Annotated in this window: 18 protein-coding genes; 16 read left to right on the top strand and 2 right to left on the bottom strand. The window is 48.8% G+C overall.

Features of this window, described 5'->3' with window-relative positions; all coding sequences use genetic code 11:
* Positions 1 to 10 precede the first annotated feature (10 nt).
* The 12 genes from V6669_RS28745 to V6669_RS28690 all read left to right on the top strand — a co-directional run bounded on the left by V6669_RS28745 (position 11) and on the right by V6669_RS28690 (position 13,861).
* Entirely contained in the window at positions 11 to 907 is an 897-nt protein-coding gene (locus V6669_RS28745) for an AraC family transcriptional regulator (protein ID WP_338589127.1), read from the top strand.
* A 252-nt stretch (positions 908 to 1,159) separates the two neighbouring features.
* Complete coding sequence (locus V6669_RS28740; RefSeq protein WP_338589125.1) at positions 1,160 to 1,870, top strand: response regulator transcription factor; 711 nt, start codon at positions 1,160 to 1,162, stop codon at positions 1,868 to 1,870.
* Positions 1,867 to 3,372, top strand: coding sequence for a HAMP domain-containing sensor histidine kinase (locus tag V6669_RS28735; RefSeq protein ID WP_338589123.1), 1,506 nt, complete (start codon positions 1,867 to 1,869; stop codon positions 3,370 to 3,372). Before V6669_RS28740 ends, V6669_RS28735 begins: the two co-directional genes overlap by 4 nt.
* Before the next feature lie 57 nt (positions 3,373 to 3,429).
* Positions 3,430 to 4,539 (top strand): hypothetical protein, encoded by a 1,110-nt coding sequence (locus V6669_RS28730; protein ID WP_338589121.1) that lies wholly within the window; start codon positions 3,430 to 3,432, stop codon positions 4,537 to 4,539.
* 239 nt (positions 4,540 to 4,778) lie between these two features.
* Entirely contained in the window at positions 4,779 to 5,666 is an 888-nt protein-coding gene (locus V6669_RS28725) for a rhodanese-related sulfurtransferase (protein ID WP_062836769.1), read from the top strand.
* A 12-nt stretch (positions 5,667 to 5,678) separates the two neighbouring features.
* A complete protein-coding gene (locus V6669_RS28720; protein WP_338589118.1) occupies positions 5,679 to 6,326 on the top strand; it encodes a winged helix-turn-helix transcriptional regulator in 648 nt (215 codons plus the stop codon).
* A 195-nt stretch (positions 6,327 to 6,521) separates the two neighbouring features.
* Positions 6,522 to 7,427 carry an Rpn family recombination-promoting nuclease/putative transposase gene (locus tag V6669_RS28715; RefSeq protein ID WP_338589116.1) on the top strand — a complete coding sequence of 302 codons (906 nt, stop codon included), beginning with the start codon at positions 6,522 to 6,524 and terminating at the stop codon, positions 7,425 to 7,427.
* Positions 7,428 to 8,181: 754 nt separating this feature from the next.
* Entirely contained in the window at positions 8,182 to 9,231 is a 1,050-nt protein-coding gene (locus V6669_RS28710; RefSeq protein WP_338589114.1) for an ABC transporter substrate-binding protein, read from the top strand.
* A 125-nt stretch (positions 9,232 to 9,356) separates the two neighbouring features.
* Complete coding sequence (locus tag V6669_RS28705) at positions 9,357 to 10,277, top strand: ABC transporter permease (protein WP_036606658.1); 921 nt, start codon at positions 9,357 to 9,359, stop codon at positions 10,275 to 10,277.
* 2 nt (positions 10,278 to 10,279) lie between these two features.
* On the top strand, positions 10,280 to 11,074 hold the full coding sequence (locus V6669_RS28700) for an ATP-binding cassette domain-containing protein (protein WP_036606660.1): 795 nt from the start codon (positions 10,280 to 10,282) through the stop codon (positions 11,072 to 11,074).
* 192 nt (positions 11,075 to 11,266) lie between these two features.
* Positions 11,267 to 12,445 (top strand): winged helix-turn-helix domain-containing protein, encoded by a 1,179-nt coding sequence (locus V6669_RS28695; RefSeq protein WP_338589106.1) that lies wholly within the window; start codon positions 11,267 to 11,269, stop codon positions 12,443 to 12,445.
* A gap of 69 nt (positions 12,446 to 12,514) precedes the next feature.
* Positions 12,515 to 13,861 carry an MFS transporter gene (locus V6669_RS28690; RefSeq protein ID WP_338589104.1) on the top strand — a complete coding sequence of 449 codons (1,347 nt, stop codon included), beginning with the start codon at positions 12,515 to 12,517 and terminating at the stop codon, positions 13,859 to 13,861.
* 117 nt (positions 13,862 to 13,978) lie between these two features.
* Here V6669_RS28690 and V6669_RS28685 read toward each other — a convergent pair whose 3' ends face one another.
* Together V6669_RS28685 and V6669_RS28680 are read right to left on the bottom strand one after the other, a co-directional pair.
* Entirely contained in the window at positions 13,979 to 14,560 is a 582-nt protein-coding gene (locus V6669_RS28685) for a hypothetical protein (RefSeq protein WP_133386209.1), read from the bottom strand.
* A gap of 30 nt (positions 14,561 to 14,590) precedes the next feature.
* On the bottom strand, positions 14,591 to 15,124 hold the full coding sequence (locus tag V6669_RS28680) for a hypothetical protein (protein ID WP_133386208.1): 534 nt from the start codon (positions 15,122 to 15,124) through the stop codon (positions 14,591 to 14,593).
* A gap of 198 nt (positions 15,125 to 15,322) precedes the next feature.
* Here V6669_RS28680 and V6669_RS28675 point away from each other — a divergent pair, with 198 nt between their 5' ends.
* The 4 genes from V6669_RS28675 (at position 15,323) to V6669_RS28660 (ending at position 21,630) form a co-directional block, all read left to right on the top strand.
* The gene (locus V6669_RS28675) at positions 15,323 to 15,820 is read left to right on the top strand and encodes a DUF6385 domain-containing protein (protein ID WP_338589099.1); all 498 of its coding nucleotides are present in this window, start codon (positions 15,323 to 15,325) and stop codon (positions 15,818 to 15,820) included.
* A gap of 46 nt (positions 15,821 to 15,866) precedes the next feature.
* Positions 15,867 to 17,336, top strand: coding sequence for a DUF6385 domain-containing protein (locus V6669_RS28670; RefSeq protein ID WP_338589097.1), 1,470 nt, complete (start codon positions 15,867 to 15,869; stop codon positions 17,334 to 17,336).
* 78 nt (positions 17,337 to 17,414) lie between these two features.
* Positions 17,415 to 19,697, top strand: a complete 2,283-nt coding sequence (locus V6669_RS28665; protein ID WP_338589095.1) for a glycosyltransferase — start codon at positions 17,415 to 17,417, stop codon at positions 19,695 to 19,697.
* The gene (locus V6669_RS28660; protein ID WP_338589093.1) at positions 19,654 to 21,630 is read left to right on the top strand and encodes a glycosyltransferase; all 1,977 of its coding nucleotides are present in this window, start codon (positions 19,654 to 19,656) and stop codon (positions 21,628 to 21,630) included. The genes V6669_RS28665 and V6669_RS28660 overlap by 44 nt, the downstream gene beginning before the upstream one ends.
* Positions 21,631 to 21,636 lie beyond the last annotated feature (6 nt).

Below are 21,636 nucleotides of genomic sequence, written 5' to 3'. Positions count from 1 at the left end.
TTTACCACAGTTGAGCCGTTACCGTGCAATGATTCAGCAAAGTTTGTTCTATATTGAGACTCATCTGCATGAGCAGATTGGACTGGAAGAAGTGGCATCCGAGGCCTTGTTGTCGCCATATCACTACCATCGGATTTTCCGTAATGAGGTGGGCATGACCGTGGTGGATTATATCCGAAACCGTCGGATGAGTCTGGCGTCCACGACCCTCCGATCGACGGATGCGGGCATTTTGGACATCGCGCTGGCATGTGGCTTTGAGAGTCAGGAAGCGTTCACCCGTGCATTTCGTAAATTATATGGCATGCCACCAGGACGTTTTCGCAAATTGTTCGATCTGAAATTATTCGAAGGAAGAACCAGAGGAGGGGAATTACAGATGAATCAGACGTCAACGATTACAGGTTGGATGTTAACCGGAAGTCATCCGCAAAATTATGAGATGGGCATTGATCCTGCCGAAGTGCATCAGGGAAAAGCTTCAGGATATTTGAAGGCAGTTACGCCGATGGAGCCCAACGAATTTGCAACTATGATGCAACAGTTCAGAGCAGACAAGTATGTGGGCAAGCGGATGAAGTTATCGGGATTCGTGAAGACCGAGCATGTGGATGCGTTCTGCGGATTATGGATGCGTGTGGATAATAACGTTCATGATGTACTCCAATTTGATAACATGCATGATCGGCCAATTACGGGTACGCAGCCATGGAATCAGTATAGTATTGTGCTTGATGTACCGGAGGGCAGCGCGGTCATTTCATTCGGGGTTATTTTGAACGGTAAAGGAAAAGTGTGGGTCGACAGCTTCCGCTTCGAAGAAGTTGATCTGAACACACCGCTGACACATATGGAGACAGAGTATGAGATGCCGGACGATCCGCTGAATCTGTCATTTGAGGAGTAAATGCAGAAGGTGGCATTAATCGGCTGACATAAACAGTAACATGAATTGGAAATCTATAGATCAAGGGCTAATCCAATGATGGGTTGGCTCTTTTTGTTGCCTTTGGGGTATAAAGAAAGTAGAGCCAAGTCCAAGCTGAGAGGATGAAAGTCTCTCATACAAATTGCAAACTCATCCATAGCTAATTCCCACGGACCTTGCTAACATAGACCCATAAACTAACTCATGACATAGATAAAGAGGATGAATCCCATGAATAAAAAAGTGCTCGTGGTAGATGACGAATCAAGCATCGTCAGTGCCATTGCTTACGCGCTGCGGCGCGAAGGATATGAAGTAGAGACTGCGAGTGACGGCGAAGAGGCCTTGGTTAAGGTCGCATCGTTTCACCCGCAAGTCATGATTCTGGACGTCATGATGCCAAGACTTGATGGGTACGGTGTATGCCGGAGGCTGGAAGACCGGGAGGATATCGGCATTATTTTGCTAACTGTCAAAAATGATATCGTGGATAAAATCGTTGGCCTGGAAATGGGCGCCGATGATTATATGACCAAGCCATTCGAGATCCGTGAACTGCTCGCAAGGGTGAAAGCGCTCATGCGCCGTGTCGAGAAAAGCAGTCCACCACCTGACGATTCGAAGAATCAGGCCATCGTGAATGGCACACTGCGTATTCATGTTGCTCACCGCACCGTGACCGTGAATGAGGAGAAGCTGGATCTGACCCCAAAAGAGTTCGATCTGCTAACCATTCTCATGTCTAATCCTGAGCGTGTGTATACACGAGATGATCTTTTGGATCGGGTCTGGGGTATGGAATATGCGGGTGGGACACGGACCGTGGACATTCACATCCAGCGTTTGCGTAAGAAAATTGGAGATACAGATCAGCAAAAATTGCAGACCGTATACGGGATTGGTTACAAAGCATCTGCTCCTGAAACAGGCGGGGCCATATGAGAGTCAGCATCAAGCTGAAGTTCAGTGTTTTTCTGGCAGCCTTGCTTATCCTGACCGTGGTTGTACTTAGTTCACTGGTCCTGCGCGGTATTGAACGCAATCAGCAGTCACAGATTGAAGGTATTTTATCGCAGCAGACACGGTTGGTGAATCTGAATGTGAGACAGTCCTACTACACCGAGTCCGTTCATCTGGATCAGGACGTTTTTTTACAGCGAAATGGCCGCAGGCTGGCACAGGAACTGGCCAACTCTACCGGATTGCCAATAGCACTCTATAACATGACAGGCCAGCAGGTGGGAGCATCCTTCGCCTCCAGCGAGAGTGAACTTGTTCAGGAAACGCTAGACTATGCGCTGCAAAATAAAATAGCCTATCATGAGCAGGGTGAGACCCTGCTCTATGCCGCACCGCTGGATGGTCCGGATGGACAGATGGGCGCCGTATGGATACAATATCCTGTCCAGAGCTACCATGAATTTTATACTCGCATCCTTCAATTGTTCATCTGGGCCGGAATTACCGTTGTGGCGCTGAGCTTCATATTAGGTTATCTGTTCTACAATCGGTTTGCTGTCGCGATTACCCGGCTGAAGAGGTCCGCAGACTCCATTCGCGAAGGGAACTACATTACGGAGTCTCCTGTAAGGCGCAAGGATGAACTGGGGGAGCTGGGGCAGGGCATTTATTATATGAGTACATCCATTCAGCAAAACATCACAGCCATGCATGCGGAGCAGGAGAAGCTGCAACTGGCGATTAAGAAGCTTCAGGCGCTGGAACAGCAACAGAAACAATATATCGGTAACATCAGCCATGAGTTCAAGACACCGCTAACGTCGATCAAAGCTTATGTGGAGCTACTCGACATGTATAAGGATGATCCGCAACTGCTTGATGATGCCACAAGTAACATTGGCAAAGAAACGGAGCGGCTGTACGAGATGGTGGAGAAAGTATTACATTTATCTGCCCTGGAGAAGTATGACTTCGAGAACCAGGCCGAAGATGTAGAGGTCAGTGCTCTGCTGGAGGATGCCTGTGGCCGGATGCGTGGGAAAGCGGAGAAGTTTGCGCTGAACATGGAACTGGATCTTGAACCGGCGGTGATCCGCAGTGATCGGGAGAGTCTTATGCATATTTTCATCAACATGCTGGATAATGCGATCAAATATAACGTTCCGGATGGTGTGATCCGGGTGAAGAGTGAACTACGGATGCAGGGGCGTCAAGCGGTCATTCGCATCTACAACTCGGGTACACCGATTCCGGCAGAGGCACGGGAGAAGATTTTTGAACCCTTTTACACCGTGAACAAAGACAGGGCCAGAAAAACTGGCGGAACAGGACTGGGACTATCTCTCGTGAAGCAGTTTGTTGAAAAACAGGGCGGTACAATCACCCTGCTGTCGGGTGATCCAGAAGATGGGGAAGGTGTGGCATTCCAACTCGTATTTCCTTTGGCTGATGCAAGTTTACAAGTTCGAAACAAGTCTGAATAACTTTGGAAGTATGCCGTGTGTATGCTTGGTCTTATAGAAGAGAAACCAGGGGGGACCATGATGAATTGGAAACAAGCAGCTTTGGGCACGTTCGGGGCCATCGTCCTGTTAACAACAGCAGCATGCGGGGGAATAACAGAGCCGGGGGACAACACACAAGGCGGGAAGACGGGAACCGATATTACGGTGAAAGATAACACCAACACATCCGTCTACCAGAGCTTTAAGCTGGAGAAAATAGATAAATTGCCAAATATGCGCGGGATTACCTGGCTCAGTGATGATTGGATTGTATCCGACAAGGAGAACAAGTCCTTGAAACCCGTCACCGTTGAAGGTCAGGAAAGGTACCCGCATAACTTATACATGTATGATCTAACCAAAGGTACAGATACGCCGCTCAAGGAAAGTGAAGCGAATCTTGGTGCACCGCTGGTGTCACCGGATGGTCAGTACCTATTCTATCGGGAGCCGGAGGAAAACACGGGAAAAGGCTATATTCTGAACCTGCATAACGGGGAAACAACCCCTGCTGGTAAGGAGGATGGATTTATCCAAGAGGGTGCGTGGCTCGATAATGACCATGTTGTTTTTCCCAATATGAAGGGTGATCTCATCTCGGCAAGTGTGGACGGTACAACGAAAGTGCTGGTGGAGACAGGCAATTTCAATGTTCGAAGCATCAAGGTTGCGAATGATACCATCTATTATATTACGGGCGAAGACGGCCAGTTGAATGCATATGACGTGAAGACGGGTGACGTGAAACAGGTGCTGAAAAGTGTGGAGTGGGTCATTCCTTCCAATGACGGAACAAGGCTTGCGATTGTGAAAAGAACAGCGGATACCAAACGGGCGCTGGTGCTCACCGATCTAGAAGGCAATGAGAAGGCCACTCTCGCCAGAGGCACGCAGATTTTCGGCACAAGCTGGTCGGGTGATGATTCCAAGATTGCATACACCATCAATTCTGAGAATGATAATGAGAAAGGGCTGTTTGTCTCCAACACGGAGTCGGCTGAGCAGTTCCAGATCTCGGCGGATATGGACAACGCCTCTGACCCGCTCGCCTGGAGTCCGAAAGGCAACAAGATTCTTTTATCGCAGGCCATATTGGAGAACGAGTCTTATCACTTTGTGACCTCGGTCATTACGATCTCGGAATAGGATAATTGTTGCGGATAGATATGTTCCATATCTTTCATCCCTTTCTATACATTTATATTGACTAAGCTATTCCGCTTCCGATAAACTAGAATGCAGGAATAAAAGTCGAATGTCAGGCAGCAGTTCGAGACGAAGTTTCGGGCGGCTGTTTCTTTTCTTTTTACAAGTAAGGGTGCAACGTAGTCGTCTTGCCGGATGATCCGGCTAATAACAACATGGAATAGGAACAGGTGATATACATGTGTAACAGCGCGTACCGCGTGCTTTTATATTATAAGTTCGTGAAGATTGAAGACCCTGAGACGTTTACACAAGAGCATCTGCAATACTGCAAGGACCTCGGTGTGAAAGGCCGTATTCTGATCGCATCCGAAGGTATTAACGGCACGGTATCCGGAACGCCAGAACAGACGGAACAGTATATGAAAGACATGCATGCGAACCCGCTGTTCAGCGATATGGTGTTCAAGATTGATGATGTGGAAGAGCATGCGTTCAAAAAAATCTTTGTTCGTCACAAAGCAGAGCTGGTTACGTTCCGCGTGGACGAAGACCTTGATCCAAATGTGATTAGCGGCAAACGCCTTTCACCGAAAGAGTTCCATGAGCATCTGCAACGTGATGATGTTATCGTTATCGATGGTCGCAATGATTACGAATACGAAATCGGCCATTTCCGCGGGGCTATCCGTCCAGATGTTGAGTCGTTCCGTGAGTTTCCGGAGTGGATTCGGGAGAACCTGGGTGACATGAAGGACAAAACGATTATTACCTACTGTACTGGCGGCATTCGCTGCGAGAAGCTGACTGGCTTCATGATCAATGAAGGATTCCAGGACGTGGCTCAATTGGATGGCGGTATTGTCACGTACGGTAAAGACCCTGAAGTACAAGGCCATCTGTTTGATGGCAAGTGTTACGTGTTTGATGAGCGAATCTCTGTGCCGATTAACCGGACAGACGAGGATATTGTCATTGCCAGCTGTTATCACTGTGGAACGACACATGACCGATATATTAATTGTCCAACCTGCAACCTGCAGCACGTAAGCTGTGAGGATTGCGAAGAGACGCATAACCGCTTTTGCTCGGATGCTTGCCGGGAGGCAGCACCGGTACACGCATAAGCAGGAGAGCAGGTGCTGATCGTGAAGCGTGAAGAGGAACGAACGACGCGTGAACGGATTTTGTTCATGCTGAAGCAGCAAGGCACATTGACCGCGAGGGAAATGACAGCTGATTTGGGTCTGACCGGCATGGCCATTCGCCGTCATCTGACGGCACTGGAGCAGGACGGCTGGATCGAGGTTCGGGAGGCGCGGGCTACGGCTGGACGTCCGTCCTCGGTGTACCAATTGACGGTACGTGGGGACAGCTTTTTCCCGAAATCATATTCGTCCCTTACGCTGGAGCTACTTGAAGAATTGTCTGACTCAGCCGGGAGCGGTGTGGTGGATGCATTGTTCGAGAGTCGCCGGGACAAGCTGCTTCGTAGCGGATTGCCACAGATGGAGGGCCAGGATCTGGCCGGACGGGTGGAGGAACTCGCGCGAATCCAGAATGCCAACGGATATATGGCGGATGCGTCCAGAGAAGAAGATGGAACCTACGTCATTACGGAAATGAATTGCCCGATTGTGCAAGTCGCGAGTGTATACAAGCAGGCTTGCCGCTGTGAACTCGATCTGTTCCGCTCGCTGCTTCAAGCTGAGGTGGAGCGTACCGAATGTTACGCCGATGGCGGCAAAAGGTGCAAGTATGAGATTCGCGAAGCGTCGGGGAATTAACTGGTTTATACAAAGAGATTGTTTCGATTCGTCGAAATAGTCTCTTTTTTTGATAATTAATTACGTATAAACGCTATTTTCGTATGGCGATGCGTGTTATAATGGAACTAAAATCCAATGCATGTTCGCATCCTTATATTTGCTGATACTTCAGCAGATATATCCTGTCCATTTTGCGCGTAGGAGTGAATAATAATGACAGAGTTGCTTGATCCCAAGAACGATTATGTGTTTAAACGAATCTTTGGAAGTGAAGAGAATAAGGATGTTCTTTTGGCTTTTCTGAATCATACCTTCAAAAATGCAGGTGAATCTTTACTGACCGAGATTGTGTTAATTAACCCTTATCTGGACAAGGATACACCGAGAGATAAACAGTCCATACTGGACATACGGGCCAAAACAGATCAAGGTGAGCTAATTAATGTTGAAATGCAGTTGTTTAATCAGTATGATTTAGAGAAGAGGACTTTGTTCTATTGGGGTAAACAATATTCCGGACAATTACTTGAAGGACAGAGATATAGTCAACTCAAAAAATGCGTAGCGATCAACATTGTTAATTTTAAAATGCTCGCTAATGATCAGTACCACAACGTATTTCATTTAAGAGAAGACCATACTGATATTCCGTTGACGGATGTTATAGAGATTCATTTTATGGAAATACCAAAGCTGAATGATGAAAATATTCAAATAAAGGATGGATTGGTGCGTTGGCTGTTATTTCTGAAAGGAATGACTAAATCAAGCTGGGAGGCGTTAATGATGCACGAACCGGAACCGGCTTTGAAAAAAGCCATGAGTGTATTAGAGTTTCTGAGCCAGGATGAGCAAGCACGTCAACGATATATCGACCGTCAGAAATTTCTATGGGACGAAGCTTCCATGATTGAGGGTGCACGAGAAGAGGGTCTCAAGAAAGGCATGGAGGAAGGAATTCAAAAAGGAATCGAAGAAGGGATCAAAGAAGGTGAAGCTGAGAGCAAGCGGAAAATCGCAATGAATATGCTCACTTTAGGTCTTGATCAGGCTACAATTATTAAGGCTACCGGGCTAACCTCATCTGAATTAGAGGAACTGCAAAAAGAAAAGGAATAAGCACTCTGGAGCTATCCTTTGATTGATATAAGGCGACCATACCCAAAGTACATTGGGAGGGATGCCTCTTTTTTTGAAAATTTTAAATATGAAAAATCTCATGATGAAGCACAATACTTGTCTGGAGCGGAGATAGCTGCCGTGATTGCCCAGTTATCAATTACCCATGAAGCAGCAACTATGTCACGGTAATCCCAACCCGGGTAACATACTCCTTCGAGAGCATGATACCTTTATTCCAGCATTCGCATCTTTATGGAGGAGTATGAGAAGTTGTCCGGTATTGGTTATGCAGATATCGAACCCTGGATTAAGCTTGTTGCGGTACGCAAATTGATCGCGGATGCCATATAGGAAGGGGAGAAAACAATGCTCGTGGACGAGATTAGAAGAAGACTTCATATTCCATTTTCATGAGTAGGACCTTATTTGTTGTACCCATGGCGACCATCTACAGAACAATGTGGGTGGTTTTTATGTTTTATGTAATGTTTTCTATCACAACCATATGATGAAAGTAAATTGGAAGCGGTTCAACCATTGACGGATATCGGGACGCCCCTTAATATTAGGGGAACAATAAAACACCAACACGGGTCATGGACTTCAGTCGCATGAGAAAAGTCTATATTTGTCTGCTTTTGTCGATCAAAGCAACAATGCGTTGAAGCGTTTGTTTTGTCCCGCCCTATCGTGTCAATGGAATCTAGATAAGGGTAACCACATTTTATAAGATGGAGAGGGGTTCTCACACATGAAAAAGAAATTTTGGATGTCACTGATGATGGTTGCTTCAATGATCGTTGCAGCAGGTTGCGGAAATAACAGCGGTACAGGCTCGGAATCCGAAGGATCGGGGACTACAACAGGTGGAGGCAGTGAGGAAAAATCATATCAGATTGCCATCTCACAGATTGTTGAACATCCATCCTTGGATGCTACACGCGAAGGTTTCATCGCAGCCCTGAAGGAAGCAGGCATTGAAGAGAACAAGAACCTCAAAATCGATTACAATAACGCGCAAGGTGATTCGACGAACAACTTGTCCATTGCACAGAAAATCTCGGGTGATTCCAAAAATGACCTCGTACTCGGAATCGCAACACCATCTGCTCTGGCGCTGGCTCAACAAGTGAAGGACAAGCCATTGCTGTTCGCAGCAGTGACAGACCCACTGGGTGCCAAACTGGTGACCGATATGGACAAGCCGGGCGGCAATGTTACAGGTGCATCGGATACGAATCCGGAGGCTATCGTACAATTGGCTGACTTTATCGCTAAAAATCTGCCGGATGTGAAAACGGTAGGCTTGGTCATTAACGAAGGTGAACCAAATGCGGTGGTTATGGCAGATAACGCAGAAAAAGCACTCGCAACACATAATATCAAGCTGGTGAAAGCACCAGTTACGAATACATCTGAAGTAAAACAGGCAACGGATTCTCTTGTTGGCAAAGTAGACGCCTTCTACATCACGCTGGATAATTCTGTCGTGAGTGCGGTGGATACGATCATCCAAACGGCCAACAGTAATAAAATTCCGTTCTTCTCCAGTGATCGGGATACCGTTGAAAAAGGAGCTTTCGCAACCGTTGGCTTCAAATATTATGACCATGGATATCAGGTGGGTGAGATGGCCGCGGACATTCTGAAAAATGGTACAAAACCTGGTGATATGAAAGTCACCGTTCCGGACAAACTGGATCTGATCCTGAACCTGAAAGCAGCTGAAGCCCAAGGTATCACGGTTACGGATGAGATGAAAGCGGAAATAAAAGACCAGGAAAACAACATTATTCAATAGAATTAATATAATGAGTTATGAGATTGATTCAATAATCTGACCGGAATGTAATCCGGCAGTATGGATGCGAGGCGAACGTGCAACGGGTTCGCCTCATTCTTTTCGATAGACAGGGAGGAAGTAGTGTGAGTATAAGCTGGAATTCAATTGAAGGGGCGATCGAGCTGGGGCTTTTATATGCACTGATGGCACTTGGTGTATATATTACGTTCCGCATACTCGATTTTCCTGACCTTACCGTAGACGGAAGTTTTACAACAGGAGGCGCAATCGCGGCGGTTATGATCTCCAATGACTTCTCTCCTTGGCTAGCCTGTTTGGCGGCAATGGCTGGCGGCATGGTGGCTGGGGCTTGTACAGGTCTGCTTCATACCAAAGGCAAAATCAACGGATTATTATCCGGGATTTTGATGATGATCGCGCTCTACTCCATTAATATGCGTATTCTTGGCGCACCGAATAAATCCATTATGGGTATGGATAATCCATTCTCAGGTGAGCATGTCATGGTGTTAATTATCATCGTGGTGCTGGTGTTTAAAATCATGCTTGATCTGTTCATGAAAACAGATGTTGGACTGGCACTTCGCGCGACAGGTGATAACAAACGTATGATTCGCAGCTTTGGTGCAAATACGGATGTGACTACGATTGTAGGGGTCAGCTTATCCAATGGATTGGTTGCCCTGTCCGGTGCATTTATTGCACAGCAATCAGGTTTTGCAGACATCACGATGGGCATCGGTATGATCGTTATCGGACTGGCTTCCGTGATTATCGGTGAGGCCATTCTTGGAGCAAGAACGGTATTCTGGGCTACACTTGCAGCGATCGTTGGTTCAATCATTTATCGGATTGTGGTTGCGCTTGCCCTTCAAGTCGAATGGTTTGATACATCTGATCTGAAGTTGATCACCGCGGTGATCGTTATTATTGCTCTTGTATTCCCAACGATGCAACGCTCCATGAAGCAGCGTAGTCTGGCTCGCAAACGAACGGAAGAGTTGATGCGATCCGGGGGTCAACAGGCGAAGGGAGGTATGTGATCATGCTGGAGATTACGCAAGTAACCAAGCTGTTCAACCCAGGTACAACGGATGAGAAGACCGCGCTGGTCGGTGTGAATCTGACGATGAATCCGGGAGACTTTGTGACGGTGATTGGCAGTAACGGAGCGGGTAAATCCACGCTGATGAACATCATTTCGGGTGTGATGAAGCCGGACATGGGTGATGTGCTGATCAATGACCGCTCCATTAAAAACCTGCCGGAGCATAAACGCAGCAGCTGGATTGGCAGGGTATTTCAGGACCCGATGGCAGGAACAGCACCACATATGTCCATTGAAGAAAACATGGCGATGGCATACAAACGTGGCAAAGGACGCGGACTGGGCTTCGGAGTTACCCGTGCCAGACGGGAGATTTTCAACACGCAACTGGAGAAGCTGGGAATTGGACTGGAAAAGCGGCCGAATGCAAAAGTGGGTCTCTTGTCTGGCGGGGAGCGCCAGGCACTTAGCCTGTTAATGGCTACGTTTACCCAGCCGCAAATTTTGCTATTGGATGAGCATACGGCAGCCCTTGACCCATCACGTGCCGAACTGATAACGGAACTAACGGAGACACTTGTGCGTGAGATGAGACTTACTACATTGATGGTGACGCACAATATGGAACAGGCCATTCGTCTGGGTAACCGTCTGATCATGATGGACAAAGGCCGAATAATTCTGGATGTCAGCGAAGAGCGCAAGCGTACGTTGACTGTCCCTGAGTTGCTTGGTGAATTCGAACGGATTAGCGGCAAAAAAATGGCAGATGATCGTGTCGTGCTGGGTTAAGACAAGGGAACACTTGTTGGAAGAACAGCTATACGTACCGTAATCCACAATCTAAGCCATCTATAAGTTAGACGATAAAAACCTTTTGCGTTCTCGCAAAGGGTTTTTATGGTATGTTGAACACGTTGAAAAAATGGAATGAATCTATACGATTTCGGATCAGCGAATTATACATAGTAGGAGGAACCAGGCATGTCTTTGCAATTGGATGAAGGGACATATACGGTCACGCGGCGTACAGAGTCCATTCGCCTGCTCGCCAAGGAATTTGCACTGCTGCATTTTCTGTATGAAAACAAGGAGAAAGCCTTCACCCGCAGTCAATTGCTGGATCGGGTATGGCCGCTTGAATATCCGGTTGAACGCACTGTGGACGATCATATCTATCGCCTGCGCAAGAAATTGAAACGCTGGGATGAGATCCGTCTGGATACAGTACGGGGCTACGGATATCGACTTGCTGTGCATGAGAACAAGTCCGCTCTACCCGCGAGTCCATCTACTCAAGACCCAGAAATGCAGGAAGCCATTCACGGATTACTTCGTAAATATCACTTGTTTGGGCAGGGAAACGCCATACAGACCCTAGTCCAACAGCAGGAAACACTCGGTATTCAGATTGTCCCGTATTATCAGTTGTATATCCGTTTTATACAGGGAGATCTGGAATGGCTGATTACAACGAAAGAAATTGCTTTTGAAGAGCGCTTATACTGGTTATTGATCTTTGTTCATTCGCTAATTGAACCATCAGAAAGCTTACCTTTGTATGAACAGGCGCTGAATTCATCGGCATTGTCTGCCGATCAGCTTCGGGAACTCCGCATTCTAAACATCGTTGAAGTCTATGTAGAGGCGGGCCAATATCAACGTGCCAAAGAGCAGCTGGAAGAAACATATCGTGTAATAGAGACTGACGAGCTCAAGAATTTCAGACTGCCTGTAGCACTTGCAGCGTTGTATGTGGAACTGTGGGGTGGCAGCGGTGAAGCTATTGAGGCCCAGATGGCAGTCCTGCGAGCGGGATTGAAGGATGCCCCGTATCTGCGAGAGATCGGACGTTTTCAGGTGATGGAGGGGTTATGGTTACTTCGGCAAGGACGAGTTCGTGAGGCAGAGTTAAGAATGGATGACGGTCTGGATGTATTGAAAATATCGCTGAACGCACCGCTATATCTGAATGCTGCATATCAGATTCTCCTATTCCTGGGTCATCATCGAATCGAAGGCAGACTTCGGAGTAAGTATCGTCAAGTGTACGCTGAGATCGGCAAAAGTTACGGTGTTCCCTTATATGGACAACAAATTGCAGATGAAGTACGTAACTTTTTATCTCCTACCTCCCCATCCTCTGATCTTCCTCTGATATAACTCCTTTATGATTACAGCCAAGGAACATACAGACCACAAGCGGCTGTAATCAAGGGAGGAAGTACATGTATGACCGTCATTTCAAATGAACCCACATCCAATGAACCCACCGAATCACCCGCCTCATCTGCGCAATCTTCCAAAAGCTTATGGACCAACCTCCGGTTTGTCCGCATGTTTATCGCATACTCGCTGGCTACGTTTGGAGACTGGTTCGATGCACTTGCCATCCAGGTGATGGTGGCCTACCGATGGGGTGCCGATCCGCTGATTATTGCGCTTATTCCTGTATGTATGGCTGTCCCGGGCATACTGCTGGGCTCCTTTGCAGGTGCCCTTGCTGATCGACTGCACAAAGTGAAAATCATGATCCTGTGTGATGTGATCACCGTGGGATTAACCGTTGCTATTTTATTCGCACCAAGCCCGATCTGGCTGCTTCCACTTCTTGCTCTACGTGCCATGATGGGGGTTTTTCACGTTCCAGCTCAGCAGGCGTTAACCCGCCAGGTGGTGGCAGAGGAGCATCTGTTTCAGGCATCGTCCCTAAACGGTTTTGTAAGCCAGTGTTCGAAAGTGGCGGGACCACTTCTGGGTGCAGTCATTTTGGCCTTTTTCTCACCACAAATCTGTATTGTCATTAATGCCTGTACCCGCCTGTTGTCGGGTGCGGTATTATGGCCCTTGCGGCGTTTGGTGGAGAAGTCGGAGTCCGTTGAATCAGACGGAAGTGCTAATAGTGAAAAGGATGGATCGGAATCTTTGTTCTCCCAGTGGAAGCAAGGCTGGCGTTTTATACAGAGCAGTCGCACCGTGCTGAGTACGATTCTGTTCGGCTGTTTTGGACTCATGGCCATTCTAATGATTGATTATCAGTTTACGACCCTGTTTCGGGAGATCAAGCCAGGTAATGAATCACTGCTCGGCTGGTTGGGTTCATCTGCAGGCGCAGGGGCAGTAATCATCATTTTGTTGTTAAATCGCTTGCCGAGAATTGGGTATGGGTGGGGACTGGGTGGAGGATATCTGTTCGTAGGTGCTGGAATCGCTGCATTGGGGTGGATCGGCCCACAAACACCTGAAATTTGGGTCATTATCTGGGGTCTCTGTATCGGGATAGGTAATGGACTCTTTATGGTAACACTGAATTATTTGTTGCAAAAAGAGACCCCTCCTGCCTATGTAGGGCGCGTCTTCGGCATCCAAAATTCACTATCCAGTGTTGTACTGGTCGTAGCTCCACTTGCAGGTGGGGCGCTCATCCGAGTTGCAGGGCCGAGTCCTACCTTTCAATATATCGGTCTCGCTACGCTGGTGATTGGTCTTGCCGGCATACTGCTGCAACGCATTTTGTGGGAAGGGAAGCAGCCTCTCGTGTCTGAAGCCAAAGAGATCATTCCGCAGGAATCGGTCTGACAGCCTGTCCGGACATTTTTAATCATCATTAAATCTACAATATAACGAACAGCCGCTTTCGGTACTCATCCGAAGGCGGCTGTTTGCACATTGCATTGTTAAGCACGATTGAGCGAATTACACTTCCCACCAAGCAAAATAAGCAGTAGAGGCCATCAGTCCACCAACCGAAAGTGATCCGCTGACAGAGAGGTTAATAGCTTGACCTGGAGGAACCACATAACGGCCAAATTCATTGGACAGAAACGGCCCTGCTTGAAGGGGCATAGCCATCAATGGGGTCGCTCCTGAAGGCGCAGCAGCAGAGAATCGTACGATGGCTACACTGGTATTGCTGCTGGAAAGATTGCTGTTTACCGGCGTGAGTGTGGTGGGCGATGTCAGTGTTCCATTAGCGCTCAGACTCATGGAACCGCTGAAGGATGACAACAGATTCAGTGCAACCGTGATTCCACCGGAGAGCCGTGATACGTATAGGGTTTTCCCACTCCCTGCTGGATTGGCCAATTGTACGGTGGCGATAACCGTTCCTCCCAGCAAGCCCAGTGTTGTGGAGTTGGTGGAACCCGCATTGTACAGATTTCCTGTACTGCCAGCATTATTCTCCGGAGGTGCAACAATGCCGGGAGAAATATACGTGTTTGTGTTGGACGTATAGACGGGCTGGCTTAACGGATTGAATACATTATTGTTTGGCAATGTGTGCACCTCCTTTTATCAGGATCAAACTCAGAATTCCCACCAGAACAGATTAATGGCTGCCGTCTGATTCCCCGTGCCTACGCTAATGGATAATGTTTGTCCCGGTGGCACAATAATGGAGCCATTCAGATCCAGTGAATACATTCCTGCGGTGAGCGGAATACTTGCAATGCTCGTGAAGGTTCCCCCCAGGGTACCAGTATTTTGCCTTGTGGTAACTACACTGGCGTTGGTATTTCCAAGTAACGTATTGACGGGCACTGGTGTGCTACCAACAGTCACGGTTCCTCCAGAATAGATAACAAGAGTAGCTGCCGCTGTTGTGCCTCCTGTGAGGCTGGATATGCGTATTGTTCGGCCGCTGCCGGCCGCATTCAGGATCTGTAGAAGAAGGTTCTGGTTGGAAGGAATCGAGGAATTGTTGGTCGTCAGGGCAAAAAAACTGCCTGCAGCAGCTGCACCGCTGTCTGGTGACGCTTCAATGCCGGGGGCTGAGAAGGTATTGGTCAGTTGAGTAAACAGGGGACGATTAGATTGGTTGAATACATTATAGTTGGTCATCTCATCCACCTCCCATAGACCAGTTCATTTGAGCAACATTCCGATTGATTCGCATTTCATTGTACTTGCAGTGTATGTGAAAAGAAGCAAAATGGATTGGGGACTGAGCCGTATATCTGGAAATAACGGCAGATGCCGTGCCCGCATATACAAACCGGGCATACGATGCGTAAGCACATTTTTTAAGGGGAAATCGAGATGAGTCGAACAGCGAAGCGAAGCAAGAAGAGAACGAAGCAAGCAACTAAATATGTCAGTCGCCGCCGCTCCCGTCATTCCTGCCGCGCTAAATTGCTGAAACCCCCTTGTTCCCGGATTACTCGTCCCCGGTTCAAGCAGGGTGCTTCCTCACGCACGAAACTCCCTGGTGCTATTCATTGTTTTACAGAGCATACGTATGTCGGAGCCGAAACCAGTAGCAGCATGGATTCACTCCCGGCACAAGACACCTCATCACTCAGCATGTATACCTATGGCGTTGTGAATCGGGGAAAACATCCGGCTCTTGTACAGATCCAGATCAGCCCCAATGCCGTGGATTATGCTGTGGACAGCCAGGAGGTGGTCGCGGGAGGTCAGACCAAAGCGCTGGTACCATTGCGATTTTTGCACTATACCCGGCTTGCAATTCGATCCGTTGAACCGGATCAACCGACCCGGCTCGATGTTTACTTTCAGGCACAGCGTATGCCGTAAGGGAGTTATGATCTCACAGATTTGACCAGGGAGGAGGACGAGGCACATGCCTAACTTTACAACGTTTAATACGAATCCGGACAATCTGAGAACGTTGATTTTTGGCCAGGATAGTACAGGCACAGCCCAGCCTGTCAGAACGGATACGAGCGGGAACGTGGTTGGTATTATTTTGGACGGAACCATCAGTAACATCTCAGGTCTGACCACGGTTACAATTAACGCCGGAACCATTACCAACATTCTGAACGGAACCATCACGAGTGTACTTGGAGCGACGATCACGGCAGGTACGATCAACAGTGTGCTTGGAGCCACAGTTACAGCGGGTACATTAACGAACTTGCTAAATGGTACGATCACCAGTGTATTGGGTGCAACGATTACGGCCGGAACGATTACCAGTGTACTCGGGGCAACCATAACAGCGGGAACACTCACGAACTTGCTGAATGGTACCATCACCAGTGTGCTCGGAGCCACGGTGACCGCAGGAACACTGACGAACTTACTGAATGGTACGATCACAAGTGTACTTGGGGCGACGATCACAGCCGGAACGATCACCAGTGTACTCGGAGCTACGGTGACAGCGGGAACACTGACGAACTTGCTGAATGGTACGATTACCAGTGTATTGGGAGCGACCATTACAGCCGGAACAATCACGAGTGTGCTCGGGGCCACGGTGACAGCGGGAACATTAACGAACTTGCTGAATGGTACAATCACAAGTGTATTGGGAGCGACGATTACCGCCGGGACGATCACCAGTGTGCTCGGGGCCACGATTACAGCGGGTACCATCACAGGTATACTCGGAGCGACAATAACAGCAGGAACACTGACGAATCTGTTGAACGGAACCATTACCAGTGTACTCGGTGCAACGGTAACAGCGGGTACGTTGACGAACTTGCTGAATGGTACGATCACGAGTGTATTGGGAGCAACCATTACCGCCGGAACACTGACGAACTTATTGAACGGAACCATTACAAACGTACTTGGCGCAACCGTAACTGCTGGTACATTAACGAACCTGCTGAATGGTACGATTACGAGTGTACTCGGGGCAACGATCACCGCCGGAACACTGACAAACTTGTTGAACGGAACGATTACCAGTGTGCTCGGAGCCACAATTACAGCGGGGACACTTAGCAGTGTGACGTCCATTTCACAGAAGAGTTTTCAGGAGTCTCAACTCATAAGCACCCCGACCGCCAACACCTTCACAGCGCTTCCAGCGGTTACGACCAGTGTATTTGGCACGTATTCTTTCTTTGTATATAACCGGGGGCCGGGTGTAAACCGGGTAGATGCTCTTGTTGAGATCAGCGCCAACGGAACAAACTGGTACACGGATGTGACGACAGTAACGGGCATTTTGTCCGGGTCAGTGGATGTATTGGTACCACAGCGTTTTCTCAAATATACGCGTCTTTCCTACCGCTCCAGCCTAATCGGCGCACCAAGCACGATTGATGTGTTCTTCAATGGACAAGGCACATAACCCATTTATTTGTCATATAGGTACATGGAGTTCCTTTGGTGGACTTCATGTACTTTTTTGTATTGGAGGTGGTTGCATTTGAAGAACCGTTTACTTGGAATTCATATGATTGTGCAAAATGAAGAACATCACCTGCCCCGCTGTCTCGACAGCTTGAAGCATATCAGCACGGAATGTTTTATCACTGATACTGGCTCATCTGACGGTACACCCGAGATCGCCAGAACGTACGGAGCAACGGTGTTGCACGCCTGTTGGGAAGATGATTTTGCCCATGCACGAAATATCAGTCTGCCTCTGGCGAGTACGGAATGGGTTCTATGTTTGGATGCTGATGAGTACGTTACGCAGGGATTGGAAGAACTGCTGAATTATTTACCTAAAGTCCATAAAAGCATTTCGAGATTACGTATTACCATAGAAAATCGATACGGTGAAGGGGTGGAAGAGAGCGTTATCTCTCAGCCAGTGAGGCTGTTCCGTGCTCATCAGGGATATCGATATGTGGGACGTGTCCATGAGCAGTTGGTTCGTTGTATGCCAAGCAAGCTTGTCCTGGATGAGGCTGCTGATATGAATAAGAGCGAGACCTATACAGATGAACAAAGCCAATTGATCGAGACTGAACCGCTTGCTCCACTATGTCTGGTTCATGATGGATATCTGGCCTCAACGATTGCGCAAGAGCATAAGCCAAGACGTAATTTGAAACTGATTGAGCGGGAACTCGCAGATGAGCCTGCACAGCCTTTTCACCTGTACAATCTGGGAGTAACATATTGCCAGCTTGGTCAGGTCGAAAAGGCAATTGAAGCGTTCCGTGAATCATTGCGCCTGACAGAGTCGCTCGCGCCATATCGTTCTACACTGGTTAGAGATTATGCAAAGACCCTTGTAGGATCGGAACATTACGACGAGGCGCATGCAATTCTGGCTGTGGAAAGACAGCGTTATCCATCCTATGCTGATCTGCATCTGTTGTATGGGGAGACGTTGGAACAGCAAGGTTTGGAGGAGCGTGCATATCAATCGTATGCCCGAGCAACGAACTGTCGGGAGGGAATGGACCGTGTTGGACAGAGTGATGGCAGAGGTAAGTTTGATGCACAGTATGTAACGGAAGCAGGTTCTGACAGTTACAGCGCCTATACCGCCATGGCAAGACTTGCGCAGAAACGGGGATTCCTGAATGAGTCTGCACACCTGTACGGGCTGGCTCTGGACAGCATGTTCACGTATGCTCCGGCATGGGCAGGATTGGCAGATGTGCTGCAACAATCCGGTGAGACGGATGAGAACATAGCAGAAACATTGCTCGCCAGATGCCGAGGATTCGAGGAATCGGGTCGCGGTGATTCGATTCGTGGTGAAATGCCCCATTCATATGCAGTGACAAATGAGGACCATCTGGTGAAGTTGATTTATGTTCTAGCAGGCTGTGGGGCATATGAACAGGCATTGAAAATGCTGGATACTGATGTGCGTACCGCTCGTATCCATGTAGCGGATCGAATACATTGGATGTTGTGTGCGAATAGGGTTTCCGAAGCGCTGCAACTGGCAGAAGAACACTGGAGCGCAGGGTGTGTAAATGAAGTCAATCTGCTGGGGGAGCACAGAATGGATTGGGCACTGGCTTGTTGGACCAACGGATTACGATTATCCGAGGCGTTCCTCGCAACTACGCTTCAACAAGAAAAGAACGTTTGGAAGGTCATGGATCGACTGCTGAATCAGTTAACCAAAGAGCCGCAAAGCATGAAACCTGCTTCACAGGAACAAAAGCTTATGCAATGGGGTCCGCAGGCAGAGATGGTAGCAGAAAAGGTTGTGCAGCAAGCCGTAAAGACAGGACAGCTTACACTTGCTGAGCAACTGCATGAGTTACGGGCCATGATGATGTGTGATCATTGGGGAACGGCTGTAACTTTACGACGGGAGTTTGCAAGTCTGCTGTATCGTCAGGGGTATACCATGGTAGCCGCGAACATCCTGATTCAGTGCATGACCGAGAGTGAGCTGGATGCCGAAGGGTTATTCTGGCTTGGTGAAACGCTGTATGCCAAAGGCCACAATGATCAAGCGCTCTCTCTGTTCGAGCAGGCTCTGGAGCGGGAGCCTGATATATGGCAGGCCCGAGCTGGAGCAGCTGTATGTTACATGCGGTTGGCAATGGAGGCCATCCAGCAGGAAATGGTTCGTTCTTCGTCTTCAGGTGTACTCTCTGCACAATATACTGCACTGGAACAAAGGCTACGAACGACCGAAGGCATCCCGTGGCGTACGCTTTTCCATGCAAAGGAAAGGAGGAATCAGCTTGCGAGCGGAACGAATTTCCCTATGCATGATCGTGAAGGATGAAGAAGAGTTGCTGCCTCATTGTCTTGCCAGTGTCCAGGGAGCGGTGGACGAAATGATTGTAGTGGACACCGGTTCGACGGACCGCAGCGCGGAGATTGCGAAGCAATATGGAGCGGTGGTTGTGGCATTTGAGTGGTGCGAAGATTTTGCCGCAGCACGGAATGCTGGCCTGGAGCGCGCTTCCGGCGACTGGATTCTCTTTCTTGATGCGGACGAGGCGCTCGATAGGGCTGCGCGGGAGCAGATCAGGAGCTGGACGGCGGTCAGCGGATGTGACGGATTGTTTTTAAACATTCATAACTATACAGGTACGGGTCAGCAAGGGGTTACCGTGAATCCGGTTTTGCGTCTCTTCCGCAATGCTCCTAGCCATCGGTTCGAAGGTCGGATTCATGAGCAGATTGCGGCGGCGATTTGCCGTATTAATCCAGAGGCTGCTTTTCATGTGACGGACATGGTCATCCATCATTATGGGTATCAGACGGCGATTGTGGAGCGCAAAGATAAGGTGAACCGCAATGTCCGCCTGCTGCAACAGGCAGTGGAGGAAGAACCGGATCAGCCGTTCCATCACTATAATCTGGGTGTCGAGTATCTGCGTGTGGGGGAAGCGGAGCGGGCGTTGGAGACGTTTGGTGTGGCTCGGATGGGGATTGATCCTGCGGTGACCAGTTACGCGCATCTGCTGTTCAAGTATGAAGTTCGTTGTCTCCAGCATCTGAATCGCTGGCAGGAGGCATTAGATCGCATTGATGCTGCGCTTGAACTCTTTCCAGAGTACACGGATCTGATGCACCATCGCGGGGTATGTGCAGACGCATTGGGTGATGCAGATCGGGCAGAATATTCGCTGCGTGAAGCTGTCCGTATGGGGCCACCTCCGCCCATATACCATACGGAAGAAGGCATCGGCACCTATCAGACGTGGTATACGTTAGGACGATTGCTGGAAGGAAGGGCAGATCTGGAGGGTGCGGTGGATGCTTACGTGGAAGCGGTGCGCACCAAATCCAGTCTGTTGCCGCCGCTTTATCGGATATTCCGCATTATGCGAGTCTCCGGGCAGGAACATCAGATTCCAGAGCTGGTGAAGGAGTGCTTTGCACTCGTTTCGGAAGAGGCAACACACAAAGTATTGGGCATTCTGGAACAATCCCGTTGTTATGATGCGGCTCTTCAATTGTTACCGGATGTATCCTCACAACCCACCGGAGAGATGAGGGAGCGCTTATCTGTGGCGGAGGCGATGCTCCAAATCCAACAGGGAAGATGGAACAAGGCGCGTCTGAAACTGGAACCTGTGCAGCGGAAAAAAGGGCTGCTTGCGATCTCGTCTGCCCGATGGCTCGAACGGTTGGAGTGGATCGAGGGCAAGGAAGTCAACGGAGATGATCCATTGGCGTTGTGGTTGAAGCGTAGTTCTCAGGTAGGTGCAGCAGTAACTAATGATGAGGAATCTACTGTGCAGACGGGGAGAACGGTTGGTCTGAGAGTGGCAAAGAAGAAGGATATGAACTCCAGCATGGACGTAACGGTTGCGGGAGCAGAGTATGACGGCTGGCAGGCGCTCGGACTGATGATGGAAGGATGTGTACAGTCGGGGAGATGGAAAGAGTTGCATAGTCTGATTCAGATGTGTCGACAGCAATTGGCGGGAGCAGGGTTATTGGTGGGAGAGAGCGGTCGAGTGGAAGAGAAGGAGAAAGAGATGGAAGGGAAAAAGGAAAACGGGAAGGCCGGTGACATGGAGTCGTTCCCTGGGGCTTCGGATACCCTGACGGGAACAAGCTGGCTGGTGAAAGGATTGGTCAGTGCTGCGGACCATCATCTGGAGGTGTTCGCTCAGCATGCAGATGGACAGCGGCACCGTTGTTGGCCTGTCGTTCAGCATATTCGGCTGGAGTTGCCGGGAGCGGACGGGTTTGAGAGCTGAGAGGAA

Origin of the sequence: Paenibacillus sp. Y5S-9 (assembly GCF_036894235.1) — a bacterium.
Classification (GTDB): domain Bacteria; phylum Bacillota; class Bacilli; order Paenibacillales; family Paenibacillaceae; genus Paenibacillus.
This window is presented reverse-complemented; position numbering and strand designations above follow the sequence as displayed.

Coding starts and splice junctions, on each gene's coding strand:
- V6669_RS28695 (WP_338589106.1), top strand. CDS start 11,267: ATGTCTTTGCAATTGGATGAAGGGACATATACGGTCACGCGGCGTACA.
- V6669_RS28670 (WP_338589097.1), top strand. CDS start 15,867: ATGCCTAACTTTACAACGTTTAATACGAATCCGGACAATCTGAGAACG.
- V6669_RS28725 (WP_062836769.1), top strand. CDS start 4,779: ATGTGTAACAGCGCGTACCGCGTGCTTTTATATTATAAGTTCGTGAAG.
- V6669_RS28680 (WP_133386208.1), bottom strand. CDS start 15,124: ATGACCAACTATAATGTATTCAACCAATCTAATCGTCCCCTGTTTACT.
- V6669_RS28690 (WP_338589104.1), top strand. CDS start 12,515: ATGACCGTCATTTCAAATGAACCCACATCCAATGAACCCACCGAATCA.
- V6669_RS28710 (WP_338589114.1), top strand. CDS start 8,182: ATGAAAAAGAAATTTTGGATGTCACTGATGATGGTTGCTTCAATGATC.
- V6669_RS28675 (WP_338589099.1), top strand. CDS start 15,323: ATGAGTCGAACAGCGAAGCGAAGCAAGAAGAGAACGAAGCAAGCAACT.
- V6669_RS28715 (WP_338589116.1), top strand. CDS start 6,522: ATGACAGAGTTGCTTGATCCCAAGAACGATTATGTGTTTAAACGAATC.
- V6669_RS28730 (WP_338589121.1), top strand. CDS start 3,430: ATGATGAATTGGAAACAAGCAGCTTTGGGCACGTTCGGGGCCATCGTC.
- V6669_RS28740 (WP_338589125.1), top strand. CDS start 1,160: ATGAATAAAAAAGTGCTCGTGGTAGATGACGAATCAAGCATCGTCAGT.
- V6669_RS28700 (WP_036606660.1), top strand. CDS start 10,280: ATGCTGGAGATTACGCAAGTAACCAAGCTGTTCAACCCAGGTACAACG.
- V6669_RS28735 (WP_338589123.1), top strand. CDS start 1,867: ATGAGAGTCAGCATCAAGCTGAAGTTCAGTGTTTTTCTGGCAGCCTTG.